Consider the following 15,776-nt stretch of genomic DNA (forward strand, 5'->3'; position numbering starts at 1 on the left):
TTTTGTTATTCCATTCTGCCGCTCGACTTAGAACCGCAAGTCCCGCTCGCCGTTCTGGATCCGCTGAAGGCGGTCGATCGTCACTTCGCGCGCGGAGGCTTTGGGGATGCGGCGGAGGTTGTTTTTGATCAGCGTTGCCCCCATTTCCCGGGCTTCGTCATCTCCGTAGTCCAACAAATACTCCTGCAGGGTGAGCAAGGCGTTCGGGTGGCAGACGTTGTGGATCTGGCCCGATTTGGCCAGGCGCATAAAGCGGTCGCCCGTTCGGCCCTCGCGGTAACAAGCGGTACAATAGCTCGGAATATAGCCGTCCCGGCACAGCGACTTGATCATCTCGAGCGGTGAGCGGTGATCGCCAACCTCGAACTGCGCGGTATCGGCATGACTCTGAGCTCCGCTATCTCCGTACGCATCCATGTACCCGCCGACGCCGGTGCACGAGCCCGCGCTGATCTGGGAGACGCCCAGCTTGATCACCTCGTCGCGGAATTCCGAGTCTTCGCGGGTGGACAGGATCATGCCCGCATAAGGCACCGCCAACCGCAGCACGGCCACGATTTTCTTGAACTCGTGATCGCTCACTAGATACGGGAAGCTGTTCAGGTCGACGCCGTCCGCCGCCCGCAGGCGTGGGACGGAAACCGTGTGCGGCCCGCAGCCAAACGTTGCCTCCAGGTGCTCGGCATGCATCAGCATCGCAATCGTTTCGTATTTGTGATCATATAATCCGTACAATACCCCAACGCCGACGTCGTCAATGCCGGCCCGCATCGCCCGGTCCATCGCCGTCGTATGCCAGTCGTAATCGCGTTTTGGCCCTTTTTGGTGCATGCGGCTATAAGTGGGACGGTGGTACGTCTCCTGGAACAGGATGTACGTGCCGATCCCCACGTTCGCCAACTTGCGATAGTTCTCCACCGTCGTAGCGGCGATGTTGACGTTAATGCGGCGGATGCTCCCGTTATCGACCTTCACCGAATAGATGGTTTCGATGCATTCGAGAATGTAGTCGATCGGGCAATGCTCCGGATCCTCCCCGGCCTCCAGCGCCAGCCGCTTGTGCCCCATTTGCTGCAGCACCTCGACCTCCTGGATCAGCTCCTCCCGGTTCAAGCGCCGTCGCACCATGCTCTCGTTGGATTGTTTATAACCGCAGTACTCGCAGTTGTTCACGCAGAAGTTGCTAACGTATAAAGGGGCAAACAACACGATCCGATTCCCGTAAATCCGTTCCTTCACCTCGCGTGCCGCATGGTAAATCTCCTCCAGCAACACATCGTCCTCCACGTTCAACAGGACGGCGGCTTCCGCCGCGGTGATGCCTTTGGCGGTCCGGGCACGTTCCAGAATAGCCAGCACCTTCTTACGGTCGCGGGCCAGCTGCGACCCGTAAGCGAGCGCCGATACGATCGTTTCATCCCGGATGAAATCCGCCGGCTCCCATTGATCTGACCTGCTCATCCTAATCCCTCCCTGTAAGATGCGCCCTAATCCACTCATAAACCCCTTCGGGACTGTTTGGACAACCCCGCACACAACACCCAACGCTAACAACCAACGACTAACAATTAATAGCGGGAGCGCACCAAATAGTGCGTATGCAAGTATTGATGGCTCTTGTGGCTGTTCGGCTCCTCCAAAAACTCGCGATAGATCTGCTGGATATAAGGGTTCTTATGCGATTTGCGAATCGTAGAAGCCTCGTCCTCGTCGTAAATCGCCTTGGCTCGTTCCGCCTTCACATCAAGCGTATCCCGCAGACTGGCACTTACAATCGGCTGCCCGCCGCCGCAAATGCAGCCGCCCGGGCAAGCCATGACCTCGATAAACTCGTATTGGCGCTGGCCGGACTGGATCATCGCCATCAGCTTCCGGGCGTTGCCGAGCCCGTGCACGACGGCGGTTCGGATCATGCGTCCGTCCGGCAGCTCAACTACCGTCTCCTTGATGCCGTCCATCCCCCGCACGGAGGTATATTTCACCGTATCCAGCTCTTCCCCGGCCACCAGCTCGAACACCGTTCGCAGCGCGGCCTCGGCCACACCGCCGGTCGCGCCGAAGATCACTCCGGCCCCCGACGCTTCCCCAAACGGATTGTCGAACGTCTCGCCGCGCAAACCGGCGAAGTCAATCCCCGCTTCCTTGATCATCCGGGCGATCTCCCGCGTCGTCAGCACGTAATCGACGTCTTGCAACGATTCGCTGGCCAGCTCCTCTCGCTGCCCCTCGAACTTCTTCGCCGTACACGGCATGATCGACACGACGACGATGTTCCCCGGATTGATCCCCATCGTTTGGGCGAAGTAGCTCTTAATCATCGCCCCCTCCATCTCGTGCGGCGACTTGCAGCTCGATAAATTCTCCAGCATATCCGGGAAGTTATGCTCCACAAACTTCACCCAACCTGGACAGCAAGACGTCATCAGCGGCAGGTTCTCCCCCGTCGCCAAGCGATGAATCAGCTCGGTACCTTCCTCCATGATCGTTAAGTCGGCGGCAAAATCAGTATCAAACACCTTATTGAAGCCAAGCCGTCGCAGCGCGGCAACCATCTTCCCCGTCACGCGCGTGCCGATCGGCATCCCGAATTCCTCGCCCAAGGCGACGCGCACCGCCGGTGCGGTTTGGACAACGACGAATTTATGCGGATCGGCAATCGCTTGCCAGACGTCGCTCACATTTTCCCGTTCCTGCAGCGCGCCAACCGGGCAAGCCATGATGCATTGCCCGCAATTGACACAGACCGATTCGCCAATCGGACGACCCAAGGCTGGCCCAATGACCGTGTCGAATCCACGGTTCATGAACCCAATAGCCCCCACGGTCTGTACCTCGCTGCAGACGGCGACGCAGCGGCCGCACAACAGACATTTCGAGGTGTCGCGCACGATAGACGGTGACGAGAGGTCGACCGTCGACCGCGCTTTACTCCCTGAATAACGCACGTCGCGCACGCCAATCTGATTCGCCACCTCCTGAAGTTCGCAGGTTCCGCTGCGCAAGCAGGAAGTGCATTCCCGATTATGGTCCGACAGGATCAGCTCGACCGTTGTTTTGCGGGCTTTGCGCACCCGCGGCGAATTCGTCCGAATCCGCATCCCGTCTTCGGCCACCAGCGTACACGAAGCGATCAGGCGGGGGCCCGACTCCACCAGGCATACGCGGCAGCTGGACGGGTGGTTCATGCCCTGCAGATGGCAAAGGGTAGGAATGTGAATGCCTAATCCACGAGCCGCCTGAAGCACCGTCGTTCCCTTCGGTACTTCCGTTTCCATCTCATCTATCCATAGTTTCACGGTATCCAACATAGAGTTCTCCCCCCTTTAGCTCTTGTAAATCGCAGCGAATTTGCAGCTGTCAAAGCAGATTCCGCACTTGATGCAGACGAGCGGATCGATCGTGTGCGGTTCCTTCACCTTGCCGGTAATCGCTCCCGTCGGGCATTTCCGTGCGCAGAGGCTGCAGCCTTTGCATTTCTCCGCATCGATCGTATACGTAATCAGCGAGCGGCAAACGCCGGACGGGCATTTCTTGTCGACCACATGGGCGATATACTCGTCGCGAAAATATTTCAGCGTGGACAACACCGGATTCGGCGCCGTTTGGCCGAGTCCGCAGAGCGAAGCCGCCTTGATCTGCTCGGACAACTCCTCCAGCACATCCAGGTCCTCCATCGTGCCCTTACCTTCCGTGATTTTCTCCAAAATCTCCAGCAGGCGCTTGGTACCAATTCGGCACGGCGCGCATTTGCCGCATGATTCATCGCGCGTAAAGTCGAGGTAATAGCGGGCCACGTCGACCATGCACGTCTCTTCGTCCATCACCAGCATACCGCCCGAGCCCATCATCGAACCCAAACTCAGCAGCGTATCGTAATCGATCGGACGGTCGAGGTGCTCGCTCGTCAGGCAGCCGCCCGAAGGGCCGCCGGTCTGCACTGCTTTGAACGCCTTGCCCCCGGGAATCCCGCCGCCGATTTCGTAAATGACCTCGCGCAGCGTAATGCCCATCGGCACCTCCACCAGCCCGGTGTTGACCACCTTGCCGCCCAAGGCGAAAACCTTGGTGCCTTTGCTTTTTTCCGTCCCGATGCTCCCATACCACGAAGCGCCTTCCAGCAAAATGATCGGCACATTGGCGAGCGTCTCCACGTTATTGATCACCGTCGGCTGGCCCCATAACCCGCTGACGGCCGGGAACGGCGGTTTCGGATTCGGCATGCCGCGCTTGCCTTCGACGGAGTTCATCAGCGCCGTCTCTTCGCCGCAGACGAACGCCCCCGCTCCCAGGCGGACGCTGATGTCAAAGGAGAAACCGCTGCCGAACAGGTCCTCGCCCAGCAGCCCGTAATCGCGGGCCTGTTTAATCGCCGCCTGCACCCGTTTCACCGCGATCGGATATTCCGCCCGCAAGTAGATGAAGCCGTGGTTTGCCCCGATCGCATAGCCGGCGATCGCCATGCCTTCCAGCACGGAGTGCGGGTCGCCCTCCAAGATCGAGCGGTCCATGAACGCGCCTGGATCGCCTTCGTCGGCGTTGCAAATCATATATTTTTGCCCCGTCCGCTGCTTCGCCGCCGTCTCCCACTTGACCCCGGTCGGGAACCCGCCGCCGCCGCGCCCGCGGAGGCCTGCTTCCTTCACCTCGGCCACGACCTCCGCCGGATCCATGGTCGTCAGAACTTTATGAAGCGCCTTGTACCCATTCATGGCGATATATTCGTCGATATCCTCCGGATCAATCGTGCCGCAGTTGCGCAAAGCGATCCGCTGCTGCTTGCGGAAGAAGTCGACTTCATGCAGCGGCTTGATTCGCCCATCCTCCAGCGACTGCTGATAGACGAGGTGTTCGACAATTTTGCCCTGAAGCAGGTGCTCATCGACGATCTCCGCCACGTCCTTCACCTTCACCCGGCTGTAGAACACCTCCTCCGGGTAAATGATCACGACCGGCCCCAGCTCGCATAACCCAAAGCAGCCGGTTCTTACGATATCGATCTTGTCCTGAATTCCTTGGCTGGTCACGGCTTGCTCAAACGCGTCCGCGATCAGCATGGAGTCCGAAGAGGTGCATCCCGTGCCGCCGCAGATCATGACGGACCGCTCCGCAACGCCCCCATCCCCGGCCCCGCTCTTACCCAGTTTTCGGCGGACCAGCCGACTTAACTGCGCCGTACGGATACTCTCGAGATCCAACAACGTTTTCATCGTTCCACCCTCCCTTCTAATGCGTCTCCGCAGGCGTGCGCATCGGCTTCAGAATCTTCGGTATTTCGTTTGGCGTCAGCCGGCCATGTACTTTCTCGCCGATCGTCATCACCGGCGCCAAACCGCAAGCCCCCAGGCAGCGGGTGGCATCTAGCGTAAATTTCCCGTCCGCCGTCGTCCCCTGCACAGGAACGTTCAGCTCCTGGCTGAGGCGATCCAGCACACCTTGGGCACCCTTAATGTAACAAGCCGTCCCCATGCAGACCCGGATCACATGCTCCCCCTTCGGCTCCAGCGAGAAAAACGAATAAAACGTCGCTACCCCGTAGATTTCAGCCATCGGCATTCCCAGCTCCCGGGAAACGATTTGCAGCGCCTCTTCCGGCAGGTAGCCGTACAAATCTTGAATTTCGTGCAGCACCGGGATCAACGCGCCTGGCAGCAAGCGGAACTGATCGACGATTTCCCCGACCCGGCGCAGCCGCTCCTGCTCTCCCTCGCAATGGCAAGTCTCTTCCATATTTGCATCCTCTCCCTTCATCATCCGGCAGTTCTTCCTAGAGCAGCGGACTTTCGTGCTTCAGTTTCAGCCGATCCCAGCGCCGATTGACTTCCTCCTCGAACGCTTCCAGCAGTTCCTCTTCCTTCAGCATGTGCTTCGTCTTGCCCATCAGCTTCAGCCATTCCTGCGGCGAAATCCGATTGTTCTTCGCTTCCGGATTGTAGGTGATATTCGTGACGCCATGCTCAATTTCATAGAGCGGGAAAAAACAGGAATCTACCGCCGTCTTGAGGATTTTCGTGCCGAGTTGATCCTCAGATCGCCAGTTCAACGGACAAGTGCTAAGCACCTTCCCGTACACTAAGCCTTCATGTTGCGCATACCACTGTGCCTTGGCTGCCTTCGTGATCAAGTCCTGCGGGAAGGCTTCCGCCCCGGTGAACACGTAAGGAATGTTCGTCGCTGCCATGATCTGCGGCGTATCCTTGTGGTGGAACGCTTTCCCTTTCTGCGTCTTGCCTACGCCGGACGTGCTGGTCTGATGGCCCAACGGCGTGGAGTAGGAAAGCTGGGAGCCGGTATTCATATACCCTTCATTGTCGTATTCCAAAATGATCATCTTATGGTTCCGCAGCGCCGAACCGATCGCCGGCCCCATCCCGATGTCCATCCCGCCGTCTCCGGTCACCATGATGAAGGTGACGTTGTCCGAGACGTCGATCTCGCCGCGCCGCTTCCGCTCCCAGAACGCCTCGACGACTCCAGCTACGGTCGCGGCTCCGTTCTGGAATAGGTTGTGGATGAACGTTTGCTTATGCGAGGTGTAAGGGTACCCGGCCGTAACGACGTACGAGCATCCGGTTTGGAATAACGTGACGACATCCCCTTCAATGCCTTTGTAAAATAGCTCCAGCGAAGAAATCGCGCTGCAGCCCGGACAAGCACCGTGGCCTGGAGCCAGACGCTTCGGCTTCGCCGTCAGGCTGCGAAGCGGCGGCAGCTTCACCTTCAGCTTGCCGGTCGCCTCATCCGGCGTCACCTGAATCAACCCGCTGTTAAAGGCATCCCCGTGCTGCGGGGTCAACAGCGGTCTAAGCTCGTGGATCGGATCGCCGGGCACCTGTCCGAAGTAATCGAAAGGCATTGCAGCCTTGCCTTGGTTCATCGCCTCGATAGCCAAATCAAAGAACGCTTCGGCTTCGTCTGGATAGAAGTCTTTGCCCCCCAGCCCAAACACGCGGGATAAGACGATCGTTGGGTTCGCCGGATCCAGCTTCAGCGCGGAGCGGATCTCATGCGTCATATTGCCGCCTTTGCCACCGTAGGAATCGGCGCGTTCTCCTACTAACAGCGCTTTTACACCGCGCAATGCATTCCGGATTTCCTCCGCCGGGAAGGGTCGGATGACGTTCGGCCGGATGATCCCCGCCTTAACTCCCTGCGCCCGCAGCTTATCAACGATCGTTTTGGCCGTTTCCGCCGCGGAATTCAACAGGAACAAGGCGACCTCCGCATCCTCCATCCGATACAAATCGAGCACGTTGTATTCGCGCCCCGAAAGGGCCTTATATTCAGCGGCGATTTGTTGATACACTTCGCCGGCTCGCTCATGTGCCAGGTGCAACTGGTAGTGATTATTCAGCAGGTCATCGCCATTCATATGCGCGCCGACCGTTATCGGCTGCGACGGGTCAGCCACGGTATCGAAGCCGGTCGGCGGCGTTTCGCCCACAAAGGCCCGGACCGCTTTAGCGTCTTTGAAATAACTCAGTCTCCGTTTCTGATGGGACGTAAAGAACCCGTCATAGGCAACGATCACGGGCAGCCGCACCTCCGGATGCTCTGACCATTTCAGCGCCATAATGTTCATGTCGTACGCGGCTTGCGGCGTACTCGCCGTCAGAATCAGCCAACCGGTATTCAGCGCGTAATACAAATCGGAGTGGTCACCGCGAATATCGAGCGGACCGCTGATCGCGCGCGTGACCAAGTTCAACACCATCGGGAACCGTGTCCCGGACTGCACCGGCAGCTGTTCGATCATGTACATGAACCCGTTGGCACTGGTAGCATTGACAACCCGGGCTCCGCTGAGCGCCGCCCCGTAACAGATCCCCGCCGACCCATGCTCCCCGTCCGCCGCAATCAGTTTGATGTCATGCAAGCCTTGCGCCTTCTTCTGATCCAGAATCTGCGCGATCTCCGTGGACGGCGTAATCGGAAAATACCCCATCACATGGTAATTGATCTGAGCCGCCGCCATCGCCGCCGCCTCATTGCCCGATTCGAAGGCTGTCGTTTGTTCTGCCAGCGTTATTTTTGTGACTTTCTCTTCGGTTATAGACATCGATAAAGTCCTCCTTTAGGCTCTTCTGCGAGTTCTTTAAATAAAGGTTTCAACTACCTCTATTGGAATACATGCGGCACGCGGTGGTCTTCGGCATACCCGGCTTCCTCACGGCGCACGCTAAGCGAACCCGTCGGACAGATCTCCACGCATTTCAAACAGCCTTTGCAGTACTGATAATCAATCCCGCGCAAAAACATCTGCGGCCGCCCCTTCTTGTCCTCCCCGGATTCCCATACGAAGCACAGATCCGGGCAAACCGTGTCACAGTTGGCGCAATGAATGCAGCTCTCCAGGTTCAGTTCCGGCAGGAAGCCCTGTCGAGAACCGCTCAAATCCTTCAATAGGCTGTTACCCTGCGCGCGAATCACGCCGCCAGGCGCTTGCGTCTCGTAGCCGAGCAACGGCTGCGGCCGCTCGAAGCGCATTCCCGTCGCGCCTTCGGGCGGCGCGATCGTCTGGAAACGCACCTCTTGATAGCCCCGGTCGAACGTACGCAGATTGGGCTCCACCAGGTGCGGATATTTTTTCTGGAACGTATGTCGGATCACTTCGCGCATGGAATCCGGGTCGAGAAAATCGCAAATCCGGAACAACGCCCCCAGCATCGAGGTGTTCACCTTCGTATGCTCGTCGATAGCGATGCCCATTGCGTCGACAACAGCCAACGTCCCATATGGGAACTTCAGGTCACGCCGAATCTCCTCGAAATCACGGGTCGAGTTTACCAACACAATCCCGTCCGGTTTCAGGCCGCTTAAGACATTCACTGTCTTATGCAACGCTTCGTGGAAGACACCGATTACGTCCGGCTCCTCAATCGGGCTGTGATCGTGAATCTCTACATCCGGTTCACATAAACGGACGAAGCTCTTCACGGGAGAACCTTTCTTCTCCGAACCATAAGACGAGAAGTTTGCCCCGTTTAAGCCGAGTCCCAGTACCCCGGATTCCGCCAGCATCTTCCCAGCGAGGTTAGCTCCGAGCCCACCGATGGATTCCAGCCGAATTTCAAAAAATCCAAGCTCGTTCGTTTTGGTCAATATGCTCATTCGCCATGTCTCCTCTACGTTTAATTGTGAAATATTTCACGAATAATAGCGAAAGAAATCTCTTGTTCGGTCAATCCACCCACAAATGCGCATATTATGCATGGCGGCGCGTACCTGCCGCCTTCAGGCTGTCCCCCCTTCCCATATCTACGGAGAATCCCGCGGCTCCAATCCGGAGCTCAAGGCAGTGCCTGCATTGCGCAGATTCGTCTCCCGTACAGATTTTGTTGTTGTACAGGGCATATTTCTGGCGAACGAAGACAGGGGACAGGTTAGGCATGACCACATTAGCCCCAACCTTCAGCGCCAATTCTCTGCCTTCGGGGTTTAACGTGCCGAGTGCGGTCGTTGCGGGAATTAAAGCATCGGGAATGTATAGGCGAGTTAGGGCCACCATGATCAGCGTATCCTCCAAAGATCCAGCTTTCGCCTCACCAAGCGGGGTCCGATCATGAGGAATAAACGGCCCGATGCCGATCATATCCGGATTTAACGTCTTCAGATAATTCATGTCCTCCGCTAAATCCTCCGCGGTTTGGCCGGGCAGCCCGACCATGAACCCTGCACCCACCTGATAACCGATCGACTGTAGCGTCTCTAGGCACTTGCGCCGGTGATCAAAAGACATGGATGGATGCAGAAATTGATATAGCCTTCGGGAAGCGGTTTCGTGACGCATCAAAAAGCGATCCGCCCCCGCTTCATACAGCAAACGGTAGGTTTCCTCCTCCCGCTCGCCAATCGATAAGGTGATGGCCGCATCCGGAAACTCCGATTTGATCTCCCGGATCAAGGCAGCCAGCAGATCGGCCGTATACCAGGGGTCCTCGCCGCTTTGGAGCACAAATGTGCGGAAACCCAGCCCATACCCTTCCCGGCAGCATTCGAGTATTTCCTCGGGACTGAGCCGGTAACGCTCAGCGTCGCGATTGCCGGCCCGCAACCCGCAATACAAGCAGTTCTGCCGGCAGTAGCTCGAAAATTCGATCAAGCCGCGCATGTACACCTTGTTCCCGTAAGCCTCTTCCCGTCTCAGACGAGCAAATCGGAAGAGCTCCCCGCGGGTTTCGACATCCATATGCCCCAGCAAATAGACGAGCTCATCCTTGGAGAGCTCTCTCCGGGCATAGAGCTTGTGCACAAGCTGTTTCATCAGTCGATCATCCCTTTTGGATAAACTGGATTATGGACCTTTGTATACCCTATGGCTGTCATGAAAAATGATGAATGAAGTAATTGTGAATATTTTCACTTTGTAAGCGTTTTAATTAATGTTCGCGAATAAGATCACCCCGGTTTCAGGATAAAGCTGCAGTCTGAGCGAAGAAATGGGCATGTCGTTGGGTTCGTTTGTTGCTTCATACTTTGTTCCGTACAATGAATAGGATCGTTAGTTCGACTGTTGTTTGATCGATGGGTGTGATTTCGGTTCGTAGATGCGTGCTACGGTTGCAGCGTCGTTGAATTTCGACATGAGGTTGATCAGAGGTGTTTTCTAAGAAGCAGGTGTGCTTAATCGAAAACGTTAGTAAATGTGTATTTAATATATTACCACGATTTCACAGTTTAGCTAGGATATTTTTTACAACCTAGTCGGAGATAAAAAAAGCATGTCCCGAGTTAACGGAACATGCTCTGAGCTTCGCTATTTCAGGACCAGTCCAGACCGGTATCCTTCGCGATCGGCTCTTCCTTGATTAAGGTATACATGGTCGCAGCTTCATCCTTACGAGTCGTTTCGACAAGTCGTTCAACGCGCACGGTCACCAGCTTCTGGCCGAATTGAACCGTGATTTCGTCGCCAACTTTAACGGTACTGCTCGGCTTGGATTCGCGCCCATTAATGAGGACTCTGCCTTGTTCGGAGACGTCCTTGGCCACCGTGCGCCGCTTAATTAACCGCGATACCTTCAGGAATTTATCAAGACGCATTATTTTACAGCTTCTTTAAGTTTGTTACCCGCTTTGAATGCTGGAACATTGGAAGCCGGGATTTCGATCGTTTTGCCGGTTTGCGGGTTGCGGCCCGTACGACCGGAGCGTTTACGAGTTTCGAACGTACCGAAGCCGATCAATTGTACTTTGTCGCCGCCAGCAAGGGCATCGGTAATTTCGCCGAGGAAACCGTTCAATACGGATTCAACGTCTTTTTTTGTCAAACCGCTTTTGCTGGAAATGTTGTTGATCAGATCTGTCTTGTTCATTAATAATGCCTCCCAATAATAAAAGAAATAGGTGATACCTTGGCACTACAGGCACTAGGCCTGTCCAGGGCCAGATGGTTATCTTTGTATGAGTATTCTTGCTTGATTTTAAAAATCCTGCACTGCTTGGAACTTTTTTTTTGTTTTTTTCGCAAAAAAACCGAAATTTAGGCCTTTTCTCCCATCATTCCCGTTCTTTCGACTTAGCCTCATCCCATAAAACGTCCATTTCTGCTAACGTGCTGTCGCCGGGGGTTTTCCCCAGTTCGCGAAGCCGTTCCTCAACGTAATGGAAGCGCGATGTGAATTTGCGAATTGTTCGAGTTAGGGCTTGCTCCGGGTCGGCCCCGATGTAACGGGCGGCATTCACGACCGAAAACAACACGTCACCCAGCTCCAGCTCTTGCGACTCAGGATCTTGCTTTTGCGCAATGGCCTCTTTCAGCTCCCGGATTTCCTCCTCCAGCTTGGACCAGACGCCGTCGATGTCCTCCCAGTCGAAACCGGCCTTGGCCGCCTTTTTCTGGAGCTTGTACGCCTTCATCAAAGCCGGCAAATCCCGCGGTACCCCGCTGATCGCCGATTGGCGTTCGGGTTCGATACCTTTGCGCTTCTTCTCCTCGGCTTTCATCGCTTCCCAGTTGTTCAGCGCCGCCTCGGCGTCCTCCGCGCTCAAATTGCCGAACACGTGCGGATGACGGTATATCAGCTTCTCATTCAGCTCCTGGATAACGTCATACACCGTAAAAGCGCCGGTCTCCTCCTCCATCTGGGAGTGGAGCATGATTTGCAGCAGCAGATCGCCGAGCTCCTCACGCATATGGTCGGGATCGTCGTCGTCGATCGTCTCCAGCACTTCGTAGGTTTCTTCAATGAGGTTCTTGCGGATCGATTCATGCGTCTGCTCGCGGTCCCACGGACATCCCCCCGGGCTGCGAAGAATCGACACGATTTCATGAAGCCGCTGAAAGCTGCGGATGCGCAAGGATTCATCCTCGCTGGCAGGCACGTAAACGAGTGACAGATTACCGTAGCCGTCGATTCGGTCTAACTCAAAGAGCGGCACCCGCTCAATTCGCTCCTGATCTGCGACGCCAAGGGCATGTCCCACGACCACCGGATAATCGTCGGGCAGCAGCTCCATCAGCCCCAACTTCACTTCCGAAGCGGTCAACTTGTCATAAACTTGCCCGATCAACGTATGCCGTCTAGGATCAATCGCCGCCCCGCCCACCTCCGAGGCATCCAGCAGCAGAAAGCCCTCGATCGGATCAAAGCCAAGGCGAACGAACGCCTCGTCCAAGAAGCTCTCTCCGCCAATAATGTCGAGTGGGATGCCCCTCTCTGGGCAGCGCTCCCGCAGCAGCTTGACCGTCGCTTCGGCGACCAGCGGATGTCCGGGGACGGCGTATATAATCTTCTCCCCAACTCCACCTGCTTCGGCCCGTGCTAAAAGCCGGGTGACAATCTCCTCGTATACGGAGGGAAAATCGTCCTTCGCTTCATAAACCTCATCGAACGAAGCAAAGCCGACGCCCGTTTGCTCCAGCCAATCCACGACCGGATGATCCTTCGTTCGGACGTAACGTTCTCCCGCCTCCTGCAGCCGCTTCAGGCTGCCCAAGGTCAGCCGGTCGGGATCCCCCGAGCCGAGGCCGACCACCGTAATGGTTGCGCTCATGGTGTTGCTCACTCCCTGTCCGTTCTACTTGCCGATCGATCCGCTCACTTGTAGGCTAGCGGACCCGAAAGACCTTTGAAAGCTACCTCTTACTATATCACTGCCTGGGTCGAAATAGAAATTAAGAAGCCAATCATCGGGCCGGGCCGAGCGTGGCGGGCTGCCAAGCCATGCTACGGCAGCAGCCGCAGTTTCCGAAGCAGCGCCAGCAGCTTCGGGCCCACCCGCGGTAGGGCGCCCAGCTCTGCCGCGCTAAGCAGCCGCGTGCGCAGCACGGCTGCGGCGAACACGGCTGCGCCCAGCAGCACGCCGAGCAGGCTCACGGCCGCGGCTACCCCGCGGCCTGCAGGCAGCTCGGCGGCGGCGAGGCGCAGCGCCAGCACCGCGGCGGCCATCGCCAGGGCGGCCGCCGCCGGGCGCAGCAGCGCGTCCCGCAGGCGCGGACGCAGCTGGACCCGGCGCAGCAGCAGCGCGGTATTCAGCGCCGCTGCCGCGCCGTAAGCGGCGACGCCGGCGATCGCCGCGCCGGTGATGCCAAGCTGCGGCACGAGCACCGCGTTTAACGCGGTCTTGAGCAATGCCGCAGCGAGCAGGTGCAGCGCCGGGGCGCGCACGTGGCCGAGGCCCTGCAACAGGGCGCTCGTAACGGCGACCAGCGCGCCGGGCGCAGCCGTCCAGGCCACCCAAGCCAAGGTGGCCGACCCCGCCGCATCCTCGTACAGCATCACGTTGATCGGCGTAGCCAGCAGAGCCAAGCCCAGTGAGGCCGCCAGGCCGATCAACCAGAACCAGCGCAAGGCCACCTGTACCTGACGCCGAATCGCCCCGGCGTCCCCGTTCATCTGCAGCTCAGCCATCGCCGGGATAAACAACACCGACAGCGATGTCGCCAACATCGTGACCAGCTGAACCAACGGGATACCCCGGTTGTAGATGCCTACCTGGGCCATGATTCGCAATTCCTCCCCGTGGGCGGAGAGCAGCCGCGGCAACGTGAATGTATCCACCAGGCTAATCAGCGGAACCGCCAGCGAAGCGAGGCTGATCGGAAGCGCATATTTTAACAGCGTGGACACAAGCTTTCTTCGATGCCCTAATCGCGACGACATCCGACTCCCATCGACTAACAGCGCCCCGTCCCGTTTCGGCGATAGAGCGTCTTTGCGCAAGCCCATTACTGGGCGAGTAGAAGCCCTCCGCCAATACAGCAGCATGACCGCCAACCCGGCGGCCGCACCGGCCGAGGAGCCGATAAGCGCCCCGCCGGCCAGTTCCGGCTCTCCGGCTCCCCATCGGCTTAACCCCGACAGCAGCACGATCATGACCGTTACTCGGACGGCCTGCTCGATCACCTGGGAGGCCGCCGTCGGCGTCATATTCTGGTGGCCTTGAAAATACCCCCTCAACGCCGCAGCCACCGGGACAAGCAGCAGCGCCGGCGCCGCCCCGCGAAAGGCCGGAACAAGCAGGCGACTGCCGATCGACTGCGCCAGGATCGGCGCCCCGAAATAGAGCAGCAGCGCAGAAGCGAATCCCAAAACCGCCATCATGATTGCCGCAATCCGCAGCACCTCACCTTGCTCCCTTTCCAACCCCGGGGCTTGTCGTTCCGCGACGAACTTGGCAATCGCTGCCTGAAAGCCGGATGTCGTGAGCGTAATCAATAGTGTATAAAAAGGATATACCGTATTATAAATGCCAAATACGCCGTCTCCCCCGATATTTTGCAGCGGGATCTTCTGCAGCATCCCCAGCAACTTGGTGATCAAAGCTGCCGCGCTCAATATGGCCGCTCCCCTCAGCAGCTTCGAGGGCAGATTTTCCTTCGTTTCCATCATGGCAACCTACTTTGCTTCATCAATAAGCTAACAGGTTCCATTATAAGACGAAACGGGGGGTTGCCGCCATTTCTCCCCGGGCGAAACGCAAAAAACTTACACATCCCTCGTAAGCTTCGAACGGATCAAGTCCGCCCCAAACAGCGGGTGTGTGTAAGTTCCTCCATGCGCCATAATTGATATTTATGGTTCTATTGCTCCATCTGTTTCGCCAGAAAACCAGCTGCGGTCTCGGACATTTTCGATTCCAAATCGGACATTTTGACCGCATCATCCTTGTTGACCAGAACCACCGTCCCGATCGGGTCCCCGCCGGCAATAATCGGTGCGATCACGAACGAGGAGATGTTTTCCGGATGATCCTTAATCATCTCATAAGACCCCGATTCGGTCTCCATGATGATCTTCCGCCCGTCCATGCTGCCCTCCAGCAGCATGCTGATTTGCTTCTCCAGGTATTCCTTCTTGGAAGCTCCTGCAACGGCAATGATCGTGTCCCGATCCGAAATCAAGGTAATATGACCGGTGCTCTCATACAACGACTCCGCATACTCCTTCGCAAAATCGCCCAATTCGCCGATCGGCGAGTATTTCTTCAGAATCACTTCTCCATCCCGGTCCACAAAAATTTCGAGGGGATCTCCCTCCCGAATCCGCAAGGTGCGGCGAATTTCCTTAGGAATAACAACACGGCCCAGATCATCGATACGGCGTACAATACCAGTAGCTTTCATTTCACTTGATGCCCCGCTTTCTTAGAAGTTTTAAACTACGGCTGAATTACTTTAAGCTTCACCTAATCGGACTTTATACGTAATCTGCAGCTTACACAGATGTATGCGCCATAAGCTTCGCCAAAACGAGCGGCCGAAGGTGGGGACAGGGATGGCTTGTTCTGTGATTATGACCATAGTATTCATCCCGGGCGAACACCTTATTCATCAT

The 15,776-nt window shown here is 56.9% G+C and carries 12 protein-coding genes; all 12 read right to left on the reverse strand.

Features of this window, described 5'->3' with window-relative positions; all coding sequences use genetic code 11:
- Nucleotides 1–27 precede the first annotated feature (27 nt).
- The 12 genes from hydG to spoVT all read right to left on the reverse strand — a co-directional run bounded on the left by hydG (nucleotide 28) and on the right by spoVT (nucleotide 15,565).
- Complete coding sequence (hydG, locus tag IM700_RS20875; RefSeq protein WP_193418858.1) at nucleotides 28–1,461, reverse strand: [FeFe] hydrogenase H-cluster radical SAM maturase HydG; 1,434 nt, start codon at nucleotides 1,459–1,461, stop codon at nucleotides 28–30.
- Nucleotides 1,462–1,568: 107 nt separating this feature from the next.
- Nucleotides 1,569–3,308, reverse strand: coding sequence for an NADH-dependent [FeFe] hydrogenase, group A6 (locus tag IM700_RS20880; RefSeq protein WP_239484102.1), 1,740 nt, complete (start codon nucleotides 3,306–3,308; stop codon nucleotides 1,569–1,571).
- A 15-nt stretch (nucleotides 3,309–3,323) separates the two neighbouring features.
- Nucleotides 3,324–5,207 carry an NADH-quinone oxidoreductase subunit NuoF gene (nuoF, locus tag IM700_RS20885; RefSeq protein ID WP_204801189.1) on the reverse strand — a complete coding sequence of 628 codons (1,884 nt, stop codon included), beginning with the start codon at nucleotides 5,205–5,207 and terminating at the stop codon, nucleotides 3,324–3,326.
- A gap of 16 nt (nucleotides 5,208–5,223) precedes the next feature.
- Nucleotides 5,224–5,751 carry an NADH-quinone oxidoreductase subunit NuoE gene (gene nuoE, locus IM700_RS20890; RefSeq protein WP_239484104.1) on the reverse strand — a complete coding sequence of 176 codons (528 nt, stop codon included), beginning with the start codon at nucleotides 5,749–5,751 and terminating at the stop codon, nucleotides 5,224–5,226.
- Nucleotides 5,752–5,764: 13 nt separating this feature from the next.
- Nucleotides 5,765–8,056: a thiamine pyrophosphate-dependent enzyme gene (locus IM700_RS20895; protein WP_193418856.1), complete on the reverse strand. Its 2,292-nt coding sequence runs from the start codon at nucleotides 8,054–8,056 to the stop codon at nucleotides 5,765–5,767.
- 59 nt (nucleotides 8,057–8,115) lie between these two features.
- On the reverse strand, nucleotides 8,116–9,108 hold the full coding sequence (locus IM700_RS20900) for a 2-oxoacid:acceptor oxidoreductase family protein (RefSeq protein WP_155608077.1): 993 nt from the start codon (nucleotides 9,106–9,108) through the stop codon (nucleotides 8,116–8,118).
- A 94-nt stretch (nucleotides 9,109–9,202) separates the two neighbouring features.
- The gene (gene hydE / locus IM700_RS20905) at nucleotides 9,203–10,261 is read right to left on the reverse strand and encodes a [FeFe] hydrogenase H-cluster radical SAM maturase HydE (RefSeq protein WP_193418854.1); all 1,059 of its coding nucleotides are present in this window, start codon (nucleotides 10,259–10,261) and stop codon (nucleotides 9,203–9,205) included.
- A 497-nt stretch (nucleotides 10,262–10,758) separates the two neighbouring features.
- Nucleotides 10,759–11,040 (reverse strand): RNA-binding S4 domain-containing protein, encoded by a 282-nt coding sequence (locus IM700_RS20910; protein ID WP_059040394.1) that lies wholly within the window; start codon nucleotides 11,038–11,040, stop codon nucleotides 10,759–10,761.
- A complete protein-coding gene (locus tag IM700_RS20915; RefSeq protein WP_068784357.1) occupies nucleotides 11,040–11,312 on the reverse strand; it encodes an HU family DNA-binding protein in 273 nt (90 codons plus the stop codon). Before IM700_RS20915 ends, IM700_RS20910 begins: the two co-directional genes overlap by 1 nt.
- Before the next feature lie 184 nt (nucleotides 11,313–11,496).
- The gene (gene yabN, locus IM700_RS20920) at nucleotides 11,497–12,993 is read right to left on the reverse strand and encodes a bifunctional methyltransferase/pyrophosphohydrolase YabN (protein WP_193418852.1); all 1,497 of its coding nucleotides are present in this window, start codon (nucleotides 12,991–12,993) and stop codon (nucleotides 11,497–11,499) included.
- 173 nt (nucleotides 12,994–13,166) lie between these two features.
- Complete coding sequence (locus IM700_RS20925) at nucleotides 13,167–14,831, reverse strand: putative polysaccharide biosynthesis protein (protein WP_193418850.1); 1,665 nt, start codon at nucleotides 14,829–14,831, stop codon at nucleotides 13,167–13,169.
- Between the two features lie 191 nt (nucleotides 14,832–15,022).
- The gene (gene spoVT / locus IM700_RS20930) at nucleotides 15,023–15,565 is read right to left on the reverse strand and encodes a stage V sporulation protein T (RefSeq protein WP_155608073.1); all 543 of its coding nucleotides are present in this window, start codon (nucleotides 15,563–15,565) and stop codon (nucleotides 15,023–15,025) included.
- Nucleotides 15,566–15,776: the final 211 nt, after the last annotated feature.

Source organism: Paenibacillus rhizolycopersici (assembly GCF_014947195.2).
In the GTDB taxonomy this organism is placed as follows: Bacteria; Bacillota; Bacilli; order Paenibacillales; family Paenibacillaceae; genus Fontibacillus; species Fontibacillus rhizolycopersici.